Origin of the sequence: Pseudomonas sp. WS 5079 (genome assembly GCF_012985465.1) — a bacterium.
Taxonomy (GTDB): Bacteria; Pseudomonadota; Gammaproteobacteria; order Pseudomonadales; family Pseudomonadaceae; genus Aquipseudomonas.
Window position 1 is genome coordinate 309,699 of the sequence record NZ_JAAQWN010000003.1, and the last position, 15,048, is coordinate 324,746.

At 63.3% G+C, this 15,048-nt stretch carries 14 protein-coding genes; 3 read left to right on the forward strand and 11 right to left on the reverse strand.

The genetic code is table 11. The features are described 5' to 3' along the window. Nucleotides 1-1,419 carry an FAD-dependent oxidoreductase gene (locus HBO05_RS10150; RefSeq protein ID WP_010213750.1) on the forward strand — a complete coding sequence of 473 codons (1,419 nt, stop codon included), beginning with the start codon at nt 1-3 and terminating at the stop codon, nt 1,417-1,419. 253 nt (nt 1,420-1,672) lie between these two features. Continuing rightward, complete coding sequence (gene hemE, locus HBO05_RS10155) at nt 1,673-2,740, forward strand: uroporphyrinogen decarboxylase (RefSeq protein ID WP_169952372.1); 1,068 nt, start codon at nt 1,673-1,675, stop codon at nt 2,738-2,740. A 133-nt stretch (nt 2,741-2,873) separates the two neighbouring features. Here hemE and HBO05_RS10160 read toward each other — a convergent pair whose 3' ends face one another. Continuing rightward, nucleotides 2,874-4,139 carry an MFS transporter gene (locus tag HBO05_RS10160; RefSeq protein ID WP_172312530.1) on the reverse strand — a complete coding sequence of 422 codons (1,266 nt, stop codon included), beginning with the start codon at nt 4,137-4,139 and terminating at the stop codon, nt 2,874-2,876. Nucleotides 4,140-4,263: 124 nt separating this feature from the next. Here HBO05_RS10160 and HBO05_RS10165 point away from each other — a divergent pair, with 124 nt between their 5' ends. Further along, a complete protein-coding gene (locus HBO05_RS10165; protein ID WP_169952367.1) occupies nt 4,264-5,157 on the forward strand; it encodes a LysR family transcriptional regulator in 894 nt (297 codons plus the stop codon). 268 nt (nt 5,158-5,425) lie between these two features. Here HBO05_RS10165 and HBO05_RS10170 read toward each other — a convergent pair whose 3' ends face one another. Genes HBO05_RS10170 through HBO05_RS10215 form a run of 10 tightly spaced genes read right to left on the reverse strand, consistent with a single transcriptional unit; the run spans nt 5,426 to nt 14,956 of the window. Next, on the reverse strand, nt 5,426-5,875 hold the full coding sequence (locus HBO05_RS10170; protein ID WP_169952365.1) for a hypothetical protein: 450 nt from the start codon (nt 5,873-5,875) through the stop codon (nt 5,426-5,428). 27 nt (nt 5,876-5,902) lie between these two features. After that, nucleotides 5,903-7,129 (reverse strand): beta-ketoacyl-ACP synthase, encoded by a 1,227-nt coding sequence (locus HBO05_RS10175; protein WP_169952363.1) that lies wholly within the window; start codon nt 7,127-7,129, stop codon nt 5,903-5,905. Then, complete coding sequence (gene fabG, locus HBO05_RS10180) at nt 7,129-7,857, reverse strand: 3-oxoacyl-ACP reductase FabG (RefSeq protein WP_169952361.1); 729 nt, start codon at nt 7,855-7,857, stop codon at nt 7,129-7,131. The genes HBO05_RS10175 and fabG overlap by 1 nt, the downstream gene beginning before the upstream one ends. Then, nucleotides 7,850-8,314 (reverse strand): hotdog family protein, encoded by a 465-nt coding sequence (locus HBO05_RS10185; RefSeq protein WP_169952359.1) that lies wholly within the window; start codon nt 8,312-8,314, stop codon nt 7,850-7,852. The genes fabG and HBO05_RS10185 overlap by 8 nt, the downstream gene beginning before the upstream one ends. Further along, a complete protein-coding gene (locus tag HBO05_RS10190) occupies nt 8,311-9,477 on the reverse strand; it encodes a beta-ketoacyl-[acyl-carrier-protein] synthase family protein (protein WP_169952357.1) in 1,167 nt (388 codons plus the stop codon). The genes HBO05_RS10185 and HBO05_RS10190 overlap by 4 nt, the downstream gene beginning before the upstream one ends. After that, nucleotides 9,474-9,956 (reverse strand): DUF3261 domain-containing protein, encoded by a 483-nt coding sequence (locus tag HBO05_RS10195; protein WP_169952355.1) that lies wholly within the window; start codon nt 9,954-9,956, stop codon nt 9,474-9,476. The genes HBO05_RS10190 and HBO05_RS10195 overlap by 4 nt, the downstream gene beginning before the upstream one ends. Next, the gene (locus HBO05_RS10200; protein WP_170042395.1) at nt 9,953-10,702 is read right to left on the reverse strand and encodes a class I SAM-dependent methyltransferase; all 750 of its coding nucleotides are present in this window, start codon (nt 10,700-10,702) and stop codon (nt 9,953-9,955) included. Before HBO05_RS10200 ends, HBO05_RS10195 begins: the two co-directional genes overlap by 4 nt. Continuing rightward, complete coding sequence (locus HBO05_RS10205) at nt 10,699-11,946, reverse strand: NAD(P)/FAD-dependent oxidoreductase (protein ID WP_346266879.1); 1,248 nt, start codon at nt 11,944-11,946, stop codon at nt 10,699-10,701. Before HBO05_RS10205 ends, HBO05_RS10200 begins: the two co-directional genes overlap by 4 nt. 57 nt (nt 11,947-12,003) lie before the next feature. Then, nucleotides 12,004-14,316, reverse strand: a complete 2,313-nt coding sequence (locus HBO05_RS10210) for an MMPL family transporter (RefSeq protein ID WP_172312532.1) — start codon at nt 14,314-14,316, stop codon at nt 12,004-12,006. Then, nucleotides 14,306-14,956 carry an outer membrane lipoprotein carrier protein LolA gene (locus HBO05_RS10215; RefSeq protein WP_172312680.1) on the reverse strand — a complete coding sequence of 217 codons (651 nt, stop codon included), beginning with the start codon at nt 14,954-14,956 and terminating at the stop codon, nt 14,306-14,308. The genes HBO05_RS10210 and HBO05_RS10215 overlap by 11 nt, the downstream gene beginning before the upstream one ends. Nucleotides 14,957-15,048: the final 92 nt, after the last annotated feature.

Here is a 15,048-nt window from a genome sequence, read left to right on the forward strand (position 1 = left end):
ATGGCTGAACGTCTGAATAACGACTTCCAGTTCATCGATGTCGGGCGCAAAGATCCGAAGAAGAAACTGTTGCGTCAACGCAAGAAAGAGTTCGTGGAAATCTACGAGCCCTTCAAACCCCAGCACTCGGCCGACCAGGCCCACCGCTGCCTGGGGTGCGGTAACCCGTATTGCGAATGGAAGTGCCCGGTGCACAACTTCATTCCCAACTGGCTCAAGCTGGTGGCCGAGGGCAACATCCTCGCCGCCGCCGAACTGTCGCACCAGACCAATACCCTGCCGGAAGTCTGCGGCAGGGTTTGTCCCCAGGACCGTCTGTGCGAGGGTGCGTGCACCCTCAACGACGGTTTCGGCGCGGTGACCATCGGTTCGGTGGAGAAGTACATCACCGACACCGCATTCGCCATGGGCTGGCGCCCGGACATGTCCAAGGTCAAGCCCACCGGCAAGCGCGTCGCGATTATCGGCGCGGGCCCGGCGGGCCTGGGTTGTGCCGACGTGCTGGTACGTGGCGGCGTGACCCCGGTGGTGTTCGACAAGAACCCGGAAATCGGCGGCCTGCTGACCTTCGGCATCCCCGAGTTCAAGCTGGAAAAGACCGTGTTGAGCAATCGCCGCGAAGTCTTCACCGGCATGGGCATCGAGTTCCGCCTGAACACCGAGATCGGCAAAGACGTGACCATGGAGCAACTGCTCGAAGAATACGATGCCGTGTTCATGGGCATGGGCACCTACACCTACATGAAGGGCGGCTTTGCCGGTGAGGACCTGCCGGGCGTGTACGACGCGCTCGACTTCCTGATCGCCAACGTCAACCGCAACCTGGGCTTTGAAAAGTCGCCGGAAGATTTCGTCGACATGAAAGGCAAGAAGGTCGTGGTGCTCGGCGGTGGTGACACCGCGATGGACTGCAACCGCACCTCGATTCGCCAGGGTGCCAAGTCGGTGACCTGTGCCTATCGCCGCGACGAAGCCAACATGCCCGGCTCGCGCAAAGAGGTGAAGAACGCCAAGGAAGAAGGCGTGAAGTTCCTCTACAACCGCCAGCCGATCGCTATCGTCGGTGAAGACCGTGTCGAAGGCGTGAAGGTGGTCGAGACCCGTCTCGGCGAACCGGACGCCCGTGGCCGCCGCAGCCCCGAGCCGATCCCGGGTTCCGAAGAGATCATCCCGGCCGACGCCGTGGTCATCGCTTTCGGCTTCCGCCCAAGCCCGGCGCCGTGGTTCGAGCAGTTCCAGATCCAGACTGACAGCCAGGGCCGCGTCGTGGCCCCGGAACAGGGCCAGTACAAGCACCAGACCAGCAACCCGAAAATCTTCGCCGGTGGCGATATGGTGCGCGGCTCCGACCTGGTGGTGACGGCGATCTTCGAAGGCCGCAACGCCGCCGAAGGCATCCTGGACTACTTGCAGGTCTGATCTGATCCCGAGTTGAAACGGGATCAAAATGTGGGAGCTGGCTTGCCTGCGATGCAGGCAACTCGGTCTGTCAGCCAGGCCCAGTTGATGCCATCGCAGGCAAGCCAGCTCCTACACAAACCCCATTGCCTATTGAGGTTTGTGCTGCCAGCCATTGCGACAAATTGACCCGATAGACAAAAGGCTGACCTGTAACCGTGCCTTTTGCGTCCGGCTCTGAGAAAATGCCCGCACTTTTTTTGCGGATGCCGACATGACTGCCCTCAAGAACGACCGTTTCCTTCGTGCCCTGCTCAAGCAACCCGTAGACGTCACCCCCGTGTGGATGATGCGTCAAGCCGGTCGCTACCTGCCGGAATACCGCGCCAGCCGCGCCAACGCGGGCGATTTCATGAGCCTGTGCATGAACCCGGAGTTCGCCTGTGAAGTCACGATGCAGCCGCTGGACCGCTATCCACAGTTGGATGCGGCCATCCTCTTCTCCGATATCCTGACCATCCCCGATGCCATGGGCCAAGGCCTGTACTTTGAAACCGGCGAAGGTCCACGTTTCAAGAAAGTGATCAGCACCCTGGCCGATATCGAAGCCCTGCCGATCCCCGATCCGCACAAAGACCTCGGCTACGTGATGGACGCCGTCAGCACCATCCGCCGTGAGCTCAACGGCCGCGTACCGCTGATTGGCTTCTCCGGCAGCCCGTGGACCCTGGCCACCTACATGGTCGAAGGCGGCTCGTCGAAAGACTTTCGCAAGACCAAGGCCATGCTCTACGACAACCCACAAGCCATGCACTTGCTGCTGGACAAGTTGGCGCAGTCGGTCGTGTCCTACCTCAACGGCCAGATCATGGCCGGCGCGCAAGCGGTGCAGATCTTCGACACCTGGGGTGGCAACCTGTCGGCGGCTGCGTACCAGGAGTTCTCCCTGGCCTACATGCGCAAAATCGTCAGCGGCCTGATCCGCGAACACGAAGGCCGCAAAGTGCCGGTGATCCTGTTCACCAAGGGCGGCGGCCTGTGGCTGGAAAGCATCGCCGATGCGGGCGCCGATGCACTGGGCCTGGACTGGACCTGCGACTTGGGCGAAGCCCGTCGCCGCGTCGGCAACCAGGTGGCCCTGCAAGGCAACATGGACCCGACCGTGCTCTATGCCAAGCCGGAAGCGATCCGCACCGAAGTGGGCCGCATCCTCGCCAGCTACGGCAAGGGCAGCGGCCACGTGTTCAACCTCGGCCACGGCATCACCCCGGAAGTGAACCCGGAGCATGCGGGCGCGTTCCTGCGGGCGGTGCATGAGTTGTCGGCGCAGTATCACGAGTAAGCATCAGCTAATAAAAAACCGGCTCAGGCCGGTTTTTTATTAGCTGACGATTGTTGTAGGAGCCGGCTTGCCGGCGATGACATGCCTGAGCCCTGCGGTGATTCTTCGGGCCACATCGCTGGCAAGCCAGCTCCTACAGTTTGAGCGGTGGCAACTTGGCCAGCTTCAACGCCACCAGCAATGCCACGATCAGCAGCGCGACGATAAACCCGCCAATCCCGTTCCAGCCGGCGTAGTGCCAGAAAAACCCACCGGCCGTCCCGGCAATGCTCGACCCCGCGTAATAGCTGAACAGGTACAGCGACGAAGCCTGGCCCTTGGCTTTGACTGCGCGGCGGCCAATCCAGCTGCTGGCCACCGAGTGGGCGCCGAAGAAGCCGAAGGTGAAGATCAGCATGCCGATGATGATCAGTGACAGCGGGCCGAACAGGGTCAGGGTGATGCCAGCGAGCATCAGCACGATGGTGGCCCACAGCACGCGGCGGCGGCCCAGGCGGTCGGCCAGCGAGCCAATCTTCGCCGAGCTGTAGATGCCCGACAGGTACACCACCGACAGCAAGCCCACCACCGCCTGGCTCAGGTCATAGGGATCGGCCAGCAAGCGGTAGCCGATGTAGTTGAACAGCGTGACAAAGGCGCCCATCAGCAAGAAGGCTTCGAGGAACAACCAGGGCAGGCCGGCATCCTTGAAGTGCATGACGAAACCATTGAGCAAATTGCGCGGCTTGAGGCTGCTGGCGCGGAAGTTGCGCGAGGGCGGCAGGATTTTCCAGAACACCGTCGCCGCAATCAGCGCCAGCGCGCCGATGACCAGCATTGCGGTATGCCAGCTGACAAAGTCGATCAACACGCCAGTGATCAGGCGCCCGCTCATGCCCCCAATCGCATTGCCGCCGATATACAGGCCCATGGCCAGGCCGATGTGCTGCGGGTGGATCTCTTCGCTGAGGTAGGTCATGGCCACGGCAGCCAGGCCACTGAGGGACAGGCCCAGCAGCGCGCGCATCCACAGGATCCCTTCCCAGGTCGGCATCAGGCCGCTGGCGATGGTGCACACCGCAGCGCAGAACAGCGAGGTGACCATCACCGGCTTGCGCCCCAGGCGATCGGAAACTGGCCCGGTGATCAGTAGGCCAAAGGCGAGCATCGCGGTGGAGACAGAAAGGATCAGGCTGCTCTGCGCGGCATTGATGGAAAACTCGTGGGACAGCGCCGGCATCATCGGTTGTACGCAATACAGCAGGGCAAAGGTGGCAAAGCCGCCGGAAAACAGCGCCAGCACTGTACGCATAAACATCGGCGTACCTTTTTCGATGTACACGTCGTTGAGCTGCGCCACCACCTCATCCAGGGCAGTGGGCGGACGTTCTTGGACAAGTGGAGCGACAGCAGCTTTCACGCGGGACCTCGGCAAGCAAAGGCAGCCAGGACTGGCCATGCAAAAAAGAATATAGCTGGCTAATGATTCTTTCCAATATATTGTTCGACCTGTTTGATAGCTTTTACGACCTAATGAGGTTTTCATGGAATTGCGCCACTTGCGCTACTTCATCGCCGTGGCTGAAGAGCTGCATTTCGGCCGGGCCGCCCAGGTTTTGGGGATCTCCCAGCCGCCCTTGAGCCAGCAGATCCAGGCGCTGGAACAGCAGGTCGGCGCGCGGCTGTTCGAGCGCACCAATCGTCGGGTCGAACTGAGCGAGGCTGGGCGCCTGTTCCTCGTGGAAGCCCGCCTGGTGCTGGCGCAGGTCGACAAGGCTGCGGATGTGGCGCGCCGTGCGCAGTTGGGGGAACTGGGTGAACTGAAGATTGGCTTCACCTCTTCGGCGCCGTTCAACTCCAGCATCCCACAAGCGATTTTTGCTTTTCGCCAGGCCTTCCCGGCGGTGCACCTGAACCTGCAGGAAATGAGCAGTACCGAAGTGGCGGGTGCGCTGGTGGATGAGTCGATCCAGGTCGGCTTGATGCGCCCGTTGCCGTTGCCGGACTCACTGAGTGTCGTGGAGTTGATGCGTGAGCCCCTGGTGGCGGTGCTCAGTGCCGGCCATCCGTTGGCGCAAGGCAGCGAGCGGGGCTTGCATCTGACGCAGTTGGCCGACGAACCTTTTGTGTTTTTCCCACGGGCCTATGGCAGCGGTTTGTACGCCCAGTTACTCAGCCTGGCTCGCGACGCCGGCTTCAGCCCGCACTTCGCCCAGGAGGCCGGCGAGGCCATGACCATCATCGGCCTGGTGGCGGCGGGGTTGGGGGTGTCGGTGTTGCCGGCGTCGTACCAGCGCATCCGCATCGATGGCGTGGTCTACCGCACCTTGCTCGACCCGGAGGCGGTAACGGCGGTGTGGCTGGTGCAGCGCAAGGACCAGCAGTCACCCATGGCCAAGGCGTTTGTCGAACTGCTGACGCGCAAGGCGTTGGTGTAACCGCGGTCACATATCAGGTAACGGAACCGATTTAGTGATTTGCCTTGGCGTTGCGCAGAATCGTTTCTTTTTCACTGAGTGACATGGATGACACTTCTCTATCAGCCCAAAGAAGGCAGCGTGTTGATTTGACAAAATCGCTGAACTTTCCCGTGAGCAGTTTTTGGCTGTCAAGGCGATGACAAGCCAGCCTGCTTGTGAAGAGGGCGCCGAAAGGCGCCCTTTGTCGTTTCTGGTGCTAGGTAGATGCCGGTTTTTCAGGCGCCGATCAGTTCTGCTTCGACGTCCCCGTCTCCTTGAACAACTGCGCCGCCGTGCCCGCTTCAGCTGCGCCATTGGAGCGCAGCCCGGCCATGATGTCGCGGTCGAGCATGCTCACCCAGCGGTTGTAGTTGCGATGGATCTTGCCGTCCTTGTAGCCCAGTTCCTGGCTGTCGCGGTAGGTGATGGCGTAGCTGGTGCCGGTGTAGCGGATGTCGATTTCGGCGTAGTAGCGGTTGCGCACGTTGATCTGGGCCTGGATCAGGCGTGGGTCGGCGCGTTGTACGGTCCAGTTGCGCTTGTCCAGCGCGGTGAGGATGCTCTGTTTCATTTTCGCTTCGCTGACCTGCTCGTTGGCGGCGAGTGCGTGCTGGGTATTGAGTACCGGCTTGCTGGTACAGCCGGCAGCGGTCAGCAGGGTCAGGGCGATGAGGGTGGCGCGTAGCAACGAAGACATTGCGTTCTCTCCAATCAGATAAAAGGCTTACTGCCAGCGGCGAAAGATCAGCGACGTGTTGACGCCGCCAAAGGCAAAGTTGTTGTTCATCACGTAATCGTTGTGCATCTGGCGGAACTCGCCGCGCAGGTAATCCAGTTCGCCGCAGCGTGGGTCGACTTGATCGAGGTTGAACGTCGGCACGTATTGGTCGCGGTTCATCATCTCGATGCTGAACCACGACTCCAGCGCCCCGCAGGCGCCCAGGGTATGGCCCAGGAAACTCTTTTGCGAGCTGATGGGCATGCGGCTGCCGAACAGGCTGCTGGTGGCCAGGGTTTCGGCAATGTCGCCTTGTTCGGTGGCGGTACCGTGGCCGTTGACATAGCCGATGGCATCCGGCGCCAGGCCGGCATCTTCCAGGGCCAGCTCCATGGCCCGGCGCATGGTGGCCTGCTCGGGGCGCGTGGTGTGCTGGCCGTCGGCGTTGCTGCCAAAACCGACGATCTCGGCATGGATATGCGCGCCACGGGCCAGGGCATGCTCCAGCTCCTCAAGCACCAGCATGCCGCCGCCCTCGCCAATCACCAGGCCGTCGCGACCACTGTCGTAGGGCCGTGGGCTGGTCTGCGGGGCGTCGTTTTTCAGGCTGGTGGCGTAGAGCGCGTCAAACACCATGGCTTCGGTGGGGCACAGCTCTTCGGCGCCGCCGGCGAGCATCAGCGGCAGGCGGCCGAACTTGATCGCTTCATAGGCGTAGCCGATGCCCTGGCTACCGCTGGTGCACGCGCTGGAGGTGGGGATCAGGCGCCCGGTGAGGCCAAAGAAGATGCTGATATTGGCCGCCGTGGTGTGCGGCATCATGCGCACATAGGAGTTGGCGTTCAGGCCCTCGGCCACCGAGTTGAGCAGCATATTGCCGAACGCCTTGATCTCATCGGTACTGCCGGTGGATGAGCCGCAGGCCACACCCATGCGTCCATCCTTGATCGACGCATCGCCCAGCAGGCCGGCGTCGTGCAACGCCTGTTCGGCAGCCCACACCGCCAGGCGCGAAACCCGGCCCATGCTGCGCAGTTGCTTGCGGGTCCAGTGGGCCGGCACGACAAAGTCGTCAATCGGCCCGGCCAAACGGGTGTTCAGTTCGCTGAAGCGATCCCACTCGTCCATGCGCCGGATACCGCTGCGCTGGGCACGGAAGTTGGCGACGATGGTGTCCCAATCGCAGCCCAGGGAGGTCATGCCGGCCATGCCGGTGACTACCACACGTTTCATCAGCACAGGCCCCCGTTCACGGCCAGGACCTGGCGGGTGATGTAGCCGGCTTCCGCCGACATCAGGAAGTTCACCGCACTGGCGACTTCTTCGGGGGTGCCCATGCGCTGCGCGGGGATCATCTTCATCAGTTCTTCCACCGGCACGTTTTCATCGAGCATTGCCGTGTCGATCAGGCCCGGAGCCACACAGTTGACGGTGATCTTGCGCTTGCCCAGCTCAATGGCCAGGGCCTTGGCGGCGCCGATCAGGCCGGCCTTGGACGCGCTGTAATTGACCTGGCCACGATTGCCGATCAGCCCCGAGACCGAAGTAATGCACACAATGCGCCCGGCCGCGCGCCGCCGGATCATCGGCATCATCACCGGGTGCAGCACGTTATAGAAACCATCGAGATTGGTGCGCATCACCACGTCCCAGTCGTCCTCCGACAACGCCGGGAACGCGCCATCGCGGGTCAGCCCGGCATTGAGCACCACGCCGTAATAGGCACCGTGGGTTTCTACGTCGGCTTCAAGGATCTGCTTGCAGGTGGCACGGTCCGCCACATCGAATTGCAGCACCCGCGCCTTGCGGCCCAGGGCCTCGACTTCGGCCTGTACGGCATCCGCCTCGGCACGGCCACTGCGGCAATGCAGCACCAGGTCATGGCCGGCCTGGGCCAGGCGCAGGGCGATAGCGCGGCCGATACCCCGGCTGGAGCCGGTGACCAGTACGGATTCAGTCATGACACGTGTCCTTCGATTCAGCTAAATAGTTGGCCGCCTGGGGCGGTCGAAATACGTTCAGGCGTGCGCTGGCCTGGATCCCGTCGCCGGTCAGGTGGCATTCGAACACACCCATGCCGTTGTCGTCTTCCAGGGAGCGCAGGCCGTGGATGGTCAGTTCGGCACCTAGGGGAAAGTACTCGACATTGCATTCGAACTTGCGCGTGCCCAGCAGGAAGCCCAACTCCACCGCTTCGCCGTTCTGGCGCGCGCGGCAGCCGGCATAGGCGGCCACGCTTTGCGCCATCAACTCGACGCCGACCCAGGCCGGCAGGCTGCCGTCGGGGCGATTGAACAGGCCGCCGGGCTTGACGGTGACGCGGGTGTGGATCTGTTCTTCATCGAATGCCAACACCTGGTCGATCAGGATCATGTCCCCGGCGTGGGGCAGCAGTTCGGCGAGTGGCCAATGGCTCATGGGGCGTCTCCGATAATCAGGCTGACGTTGTTGCCGCCGAAGGCAAACGAGTTGCTCATCAGGCAGCGTTTTTCCAGGGTGTCGCCGACCTTGGCCCAGCGCAGGGCGGGCAACGCCGGGTCGGCTTGACCGTCCCAGATATGCGGCGCCAGTGTGCCCTCGACCAGGCTCAGCCAACAGAACGCAGCCTCCAGTGCCCCGGCAGCGCCGAGGGTATGGCCGGTCAGCGGCTTGGTCGAGGAACAGGCCACGCCAGCCGGAAACAGGGTGGCCACGGCCAGGCTTTCCATGGCGTCGTTATGCTGGGTCGCGGTGCCGTGCAGGTTCAGGTAACCGATCTGCGCCGGTGCCAATTTTGCACTGGCCAGGGCCTTGCTCATCGCCTGCAATGCGCCCTTGCCGCTGGGCTCCGGCGCAGAAATATGGTGCGCATCGCAACTGGCGCCGCTGCCCAGCAGGGCGATGGGCGCCGGTGTTTTGCTCATCAGGAACAGCACCGCCGCCTCGCCGATATTGATGCCGTTGCGGTTCAGCGAAAACGGGTTGCAGCGCTCGGAAGACACCGCCTCCAGCGAGGTGAAGCCATTGAGGGTCAGCTTGCACAGGCTATCGACCCCGCCGCACAGCACCGCATCGCACAGGCCCAGGTCCAGCAGGCGGCGTGCGCTCATCATTGCGCGGGCGCTGGAGGTGCAGGCGGTGGAAATCACATAGGCCGGGCCGCTCAGTTGCAGCCAGTCGGCGAGGAAGTTGGCCGGGGCGCCGAGCTCTTGTTGGCGGTAGTCATAGGTCTGGGGGAACTGCCCTTCGCGCAGGTAATGGGCGATGCCGCGACTGGCCTCATCGATGCCCGAGGTGCTGGTACCCAGCACCACCCCGATACGCGAGGCGCCAAAGGTGTGGATCGCCTGCCGGATCGGGCCTTCGATCTGCAAGGCGGCCTCCAGCAACAGCTGGTTGTTGCGACTGCTCTGTTGCGCCAGGTGCGGCGGCAGTGGCACCAGTTCGCCAGGCACGCTGCCCACCGGCAGTACTCGCTCGGGCACCCAGCCGCTCTCGGCGCGCATGCCCGAGCAATCCCCGGCAAACAGATTGCGCCGCACTTGCTGCTGGCCACGGCCCAGGGCGCAGATGATCCCCAGGGCATTGAGGTAGGCGGTCATGGGCTGCTCTCGAGCGCGGTGACGCGGTAGTTCAGGTGCTGGCCGGGCATGTTCACGCTGAAGGTCAAGGGGGCGCGGTAGATCACCTGCCAGTGCGGCTTGAGTACCCGTACGCCATCGTCTTCACGGGCTTGGGGGTAGTTGCCGGGCATTTCGGCGGCCGGGGTCAGGGCAAACAGCAGCGCCGCAAACAGCTCGCGGGCCTGGGGGTTGGGCGGTAGCAGGCCATCTGCCTGCCAACTGCCGGCCACCAGCTTTTGCCGGGCCAGGGGGATGCCCAGCGGGTCCATCAGCGACCAGCGCAAGGCCTCGCCTTCGCGCTGGATCACCAGCAACCAGTCCTGGCGCTGGCCGTCCTGCTCGCGCTCGATATGCAATTGCAGGGGCAACGCCAGGCTCGGTGTATGCACCGGCAGCGGCGGCTGGCTGGCGCATGCGGCCAGCAGCAACAGGCAGCCGATCAACAGCGCGCGGATCAAGCTGGCGGGCCTGTGAGTGGCTTGCGTGCAACCACATTCACCAACGTCTCTTCACGCTCGCCAAACGGCTTGGGCTGGCGCAAGCCCCAACGCTCCAGCAGGCCGAAGTCTGCCGAGCGGCTCCACCACAGGTACGGGTACGACACGTTCTGCGGGCCAAACTCGAAACCCTGCTCGCGGATCATCTCCAGGTACTCATCGGCACTTTTCTGCACATGCATCGGGTGACGGAATAGCCAGCGAATCACCCAGGTGTCGATATAGGCTTCGGTGGACTCGGCAAACAGCAGGTAGCCGCCGGGCTTGAGCACTCGATAAAACTCGGTGAGTGCCCGTTGTTGCTCCACCAGGTGGTGGAAAGTCTGGTGGCAGAACAGGATGTCGACACTTTCATCGGCCACTTTGAGGGTGGCGCAATCGCTGCCGATCAACTCGATCTCAATGCCCTGGCGCGCCGCTTCGGCACGGCTCAGGTCGAGGCTGTGCGGGTCGGCGTCAAGGCCGATCAGGCGCTTGGGAGCGAACACCTGCTGTAAATAGCTAAACGACTTGCCCTGGCCACAACCGGCATCCAGCAGCACCGGCGCCTCCGGCAACGGCGTGCTGAACAGGTTGCGCAGGTCGTTGATTGCCACGCGCAGTACGTGATGTTGCCAGGTGTGGCTGCGCAGGAACCAGAAGCCGAACTTGGTTTCTTCGACGTAGTTTTTGCTCAAGTACTCTTTAGACACAGGTGGGCTGCTCATAGGTTTTCCCCCGCACAGATTTCCGAGAGCATCCGCAAGCGGCGCTTGGGTTCGCTGACAAAGGGATTGCGCTCGTCCCAGGCATAACCGGCGAGGATCGAGCTGATCATGCGGCGGATTTCCGGCGAGCTGCCAGGGTGGTAGATCACATCCTGGAAGGTGCCGGCGTACCAGCCTTCGACGTAGCAACGGAAGGTATCGACCCCGCGTTTGAGTGGTGCGGCGAACTCGGTTTGCCAGTCCACGCTTTCGCCCTTGAGTTGGCGGTGCAGGAGACCTGCCGCCATGCTGGCCGAGCGCATGGCGATGGTCACGCCTGAAGAGAACACCGGGTCGAGGAACTCTGCGGCATTGCCCAGCAGCGCAAAGCCCGGGCCATGCAAGGTGGTGACGTTTGCCGAGTAGCCGCCGATGGTCCGCGCCGGGGTATCCCAGACCGCGTTCGCCAGCACCTTGGACAGGCTCGGGGTTTGCTCGATAAAGCCGCGCAGGCAGGCATCCAGATCCCCATCGCAACCGTCGAAATGCTCCTTGGCCGCGACCACGCCTACCGAGCAGCGGCCGTTGCTGAACGGGATGGTCCAGAACCAGATATCGCGCTGGGTCGGGTGGGTGGTGATGAGGATCTTGCTGCGGTCGAAGCCCGGATGTTCGATACGGTCCTCGACGTGGGTGAACACCGCCTGGCGCAACGGGAAGTTTGACGGCGCCTCAAGGTTCAGCAGGCGTGGCAGCACGCGGCCGTAACCGCTGGCGTCGAGCACAAAGCCGGCCTTGATGTGGTATTCGCGGCCGTTTTCGCGGCGTACATGCAGGTAGCGGTGGCCCGCGGCGAAATCCACCCCGACCAGGGTCTGGCCGTAACGGATCTCCACGCCTTGCAACGCCGCCTGATCGGCCAGCAACTTGTCGAAGTCGGCGCGCTGGACCTGGAAGGTTGTGGGTTTGCCTTCGCTGAAGGTGTCACCGAAATCGAAAGCACTGTAGCGCTCGCCCCAGGCAAACGCGGCGCCGGTTTTCAGCTGGAAGCCGGCGGCGTTGACCGCCTCGAGCATGCCGGCCTCTTCGATAAAGTCGATGCAATGGGACAACAGGCTTTCGCCGATGGAAAAACGCGGGAAGTGCTCGCGCTCGATGATCAATACATCATGCCCGTTACGCTTGAGCAGCGCGGCCGCAATGGCACCGGACGGGCCGGCCCCGATCACCACGACCTGGCGACGTTCCATTTCAACTGTGGGCACTGTGGCTCCTTGCCGGGTTGGCGATCATCACATTCAACAAAAAAAAATTAGTCGGCATCATTGCGCATGTTCCTGGCGGCCGGCCCATGGCGCCAGCATAAAGCTGAAGGCCAGGCCCAGGCTGACCGACAGGCCGAAGTTACTCACCGCCGGGGTGCTGGACACCGCCAGCAGGCCAAAGGACAGCCAGGTGGTGACCGCGGCCAGCAGCGTCCCCAGCAAGCTGACCGCGGCCCCGCCGATCTGTTCGCGCATGAGGATCGCATAATCGACGCTGATCGCTGTCACCAGCAACAGGCCGAACAGGCTGAACAGGGTCAACGGTTGCCCCAGCCACCCGAGGCTGGCCAGGCTGCACAGCGCAGCCAACAGCGGCAGGGCGACAATGCGCAGCGCGCCGCCCAGGCCAAAGGGCAGGATCAGCAGCAAGACGATCAGTACACAGGACAATAATTTCAGTTCGGCGGCGCTGACCTGGGTCGCGGCAAATACCTGGTTCAAGTCGCCGAGGCGATCCACCAGTTGCACGCCCGGCAGGTCCAGGGCCTGGATGCGCAGCAGCGCCGGGTTGTTCAGGCCTTGCAGGCTGACCATCGCCGCCACGCCGCCGTCGGCATTGCCCAGCCACAACAGGCGCCAGGGCTCGGCCAGCGGGCCGGCGAGGGCGGCGTCGATGTCGGCGGTGGGCAGCGCCTGCAACTGCGCCAGCTCTGCTTGCAGGGCGCTGGCGGGGATGCCGAGGTCGAGCAGCGGCTGCCACAGGGCGGGCAGTTGATTCAGGGCCTCGCGCACGTGTTGCTGTTCGCCGGGCGTGCTGACCAGTTGATTGAGCGCCAGGTAGCCCTGCAGCTTGTCCATGTGCACCAGTTGATCCAGGCGCTGGCTCAACGCCGCCTGGCGCTCCAGTAACTGTTGTTGATTGTCCGCACGCACCAGGAAGAACTGGCTGGTGGGTTGGTAGCCGGTAATGCGCGCAATGGCCTGGGCTTCTTGCAGTAACTGCGGCGGTGCGCCGATCCACTGGCGAATATCGTTCTTGCTGTTCAACTGCCACAGGCCGCCGGCGCAGAACAGCAGGGCCAGCACCAGCAGCGCCTGGCTCGGCAGGCGCTTGAGCAAGGATTCACGTACCCCCAGCAAAAAATCGGCGACCCGTAGCGGCCATTGCGCCGGGCGCAGGTCCAGGCCGTTGAGCAGCGCCGGCAACAGGCACACCGCCGACAGGTAGGCGCCCACCAGGCCGGCGGCGGAGAACACGGCGATCTGCGTCAGCGCCGGGAATGGCGTCCAGGCCAGGGCCAGGTAGCCGATGCAACTGGTGGCCAGGCTCAGGCTCAGGCCCGGCAGGGTCAGGCGCAAGGCCGGCCAGCTGCGCCAGGGGTGCAGGCTCCAGCTCTTGGACAGGTAGTGCAGCGGATAGTCGACGGCCACGCCGATCAGGCTCGCGCCCAGCACCAGGGTCATCACATGCATATGGCCGAACAGCGCCACACAGGCCACCGCGCCAAACAGCATGCCCACCAGCACCGGGACAAACGCCAGCAACACCCGCCAGCGACGGAACGCCAGCAGTAACAGCAACAGAATCCCTACCGTTGCGCCACCGCCGACCCAGGTCATCTCGCGGCTGGCCTGTTGTTGGCCGTTGGCCGCGTACAACAGGCCGCTGGCGGCGAGCAGTTGCACGCCTTGCTCGCTGGCCTGGTCGCGGCTGGCTTGCAGCAGGTCGGCGACTTGCAGCGGCAGTTTCATATCAAAGGCATTGCCCTGGGTACGCGCGCGCAGCAGCACCCAGCTTTTGCCGTCGGCATCGGCAATCAACGCGCCGCTGCCGATATCCAGCTGCACCGCACCGTGTTGCGGCTGGCTGTTCTGGATGCGTCCGGTCAGGCCCAGCCAATCGTCCTGGCTCGGCACCAGGCTGAAGCCGGTAAAGGGGTCGAACAGCGCCTGCACCCGCTGCGCGATAAACGCCTCGGGCTCGCTGACCAACTGCTCGCGGTCCTTGGCCGACAGCATCGCCAGGCGCCCTTGCAGCAATTGCTGGCGCAGGGCTGGCAGGTCGGCCTGCAGGGTCCAGGTGACCTTTTCAAACAGGCCGCTGGCTTGCCACTGTTCACCGAGCTGTTGGGCCATGGCCAGTGCGTGCTGGCGATCGGCATGCCCGACCAGCACCAGCATCTCGCGGTTCAGCGGCTCTTGCATGCGTTGCTCGGCCGCCAGTTCCAGCGCGTCCGGGGTGTTGCCCGGCACCAGATCCATCAGGTTGGCCGATAACGGCGCGCCCTCGCGCCATTGCCAGCCGGCCAGGGCCAGCACCGCCACCAGCAGGATCAGGAACAGGCGCGGCAACCAACGCTCACTGGGCAAAGTCGTGTTGCTCCGCGTCGCTCAAGGGTTGCGTGCTGGTGCTGTCTTGCATGCGTAACAGGGTGCTGTCGCCCTGGGTTTCCAGCAGTTCGATGGTGTGCACCAACTCGCCGCCGTCGATATTGATCTGGGTGAACACTTGTTTGAGCAGCAGCGAACGGGGGATCAGCTTGAGTTTCCAGGCCTTGGCCTCGCCTTGCAGCTGCAACTCGAAGTCGCGCTGCAAGCCGCTGCTGTCGCCTTGCAGCACGGCCAGGAACAAACGGTTCTGCTCGGCGCCGGCGCTTTTGTTCGGCAGCGGTTGCCAACCGTTGGCATCACGCCGGGCAATGCCCTGGGCGTTGATGCGGTAGTCCTGCTGCAGCGGGGTTTTCAGCAGCCAGAGCAGGCCGTGGTCCCGGGCTAATACGAAGGTGCCTTTGCTGGTCAGCGGCAGGGGCAGGGCGCGCAGGTGTTTTTCCTGGATGAAGCTGCCGTGGATCACCGAGGGCTTGGCCAACTGATCGCTCAGTTGTTGCAAGTCGAAGGCATAAGCCCCAAAACTCAAAAACAACCCAACCCCTGTAGGAGCGAGCTTGCTCGCGAAAAACCCGAGGACGCCGCGCAGTGTCAGGCCCCCCGCGTTATCGTTGACGACCATCGCGGGCAAGCCCGCTCCCACAGGGAAGTCCTTTCGACGCCCCTCTGTAGGAGCGAGCTTGCTCGCGAAAAACCGGAGGGCGCTGCGCAGTG

Excerpts from the sequence above, each read along its gene's own strand:
- HBO05_RS10185 (WP_169952359.1), bottom strand. The coding sequence starts at position 8,314 with ATGAGCCATTGGCCACTCGCCGAACTGCTGCCCCACGCCGGGGACATG.
- HBO05_RS10170 (WP_169952365.1), bottom strand. The coding sequence starts at position 5,875 with ATGTCTTCGTTGCTACGCGCCACCCTCATCGCCCTGACCCTGCTGACC.
- HBO05_RS10200 (WP_170042395.1), bottom strand. The coding sequence starts at position 10,702 with ATGAGCAGCCCACCTGTGTCTAAAGAGTACTTGAGCAAAAACTACGTC.
- hemE (WP_169952372.1), top strand. The coding sequence starts at position 1,673 with ATGACTGCCCTCAAGAACGACCGTTTCCTTCGTGCCCTGCTCAAGCAA.
- HBO05_RS10175 (WP_169952363.1), bottom strand. The coding sequence starts at position 7,129 with ATGAAACGTGTGGTAGTCACCGGCATGGCCGGCATGACCTCCCTGGGC.
- HBO05_RS10165 (WP_169952367.1), top strand. The coding sequence starts at position 4,264 with ATGGAATTGCGCCACTTGCGCTACTTCATCGCCGTGGCTGAAGAGCTG.
- HBO05_RS10150 (WP_010213750.1), top strand. The coding sequence starts at position 1 with ATGGCTGAACGTCTGAATAACGACTTCCAGTTCATCGATGTCGGGCGC.
- fabG (WP_169952361.1), bottom strand. The coding sequence starts at position 7,857 with ATGACTGAATCCGTACTGGTCACCGGCTCCAGCCGGGGTATCGGCCGC.
- HBO05_RS10215 (WP_172312680.1), bottom strand. The coding sequence starts at position 14,956 with ATGGTCGTCAACGATAACGCGGGGGGCCTGACACTGCGCGGCGTCCTC.
- HBO05_RS10190 (WP_169952357.1), bottom strand. The coding sequence starts at position 9,477 with ATGACCGCCTACCTCAATGCCCTGGGGATCATCTGCGCCCTGGGCCGT.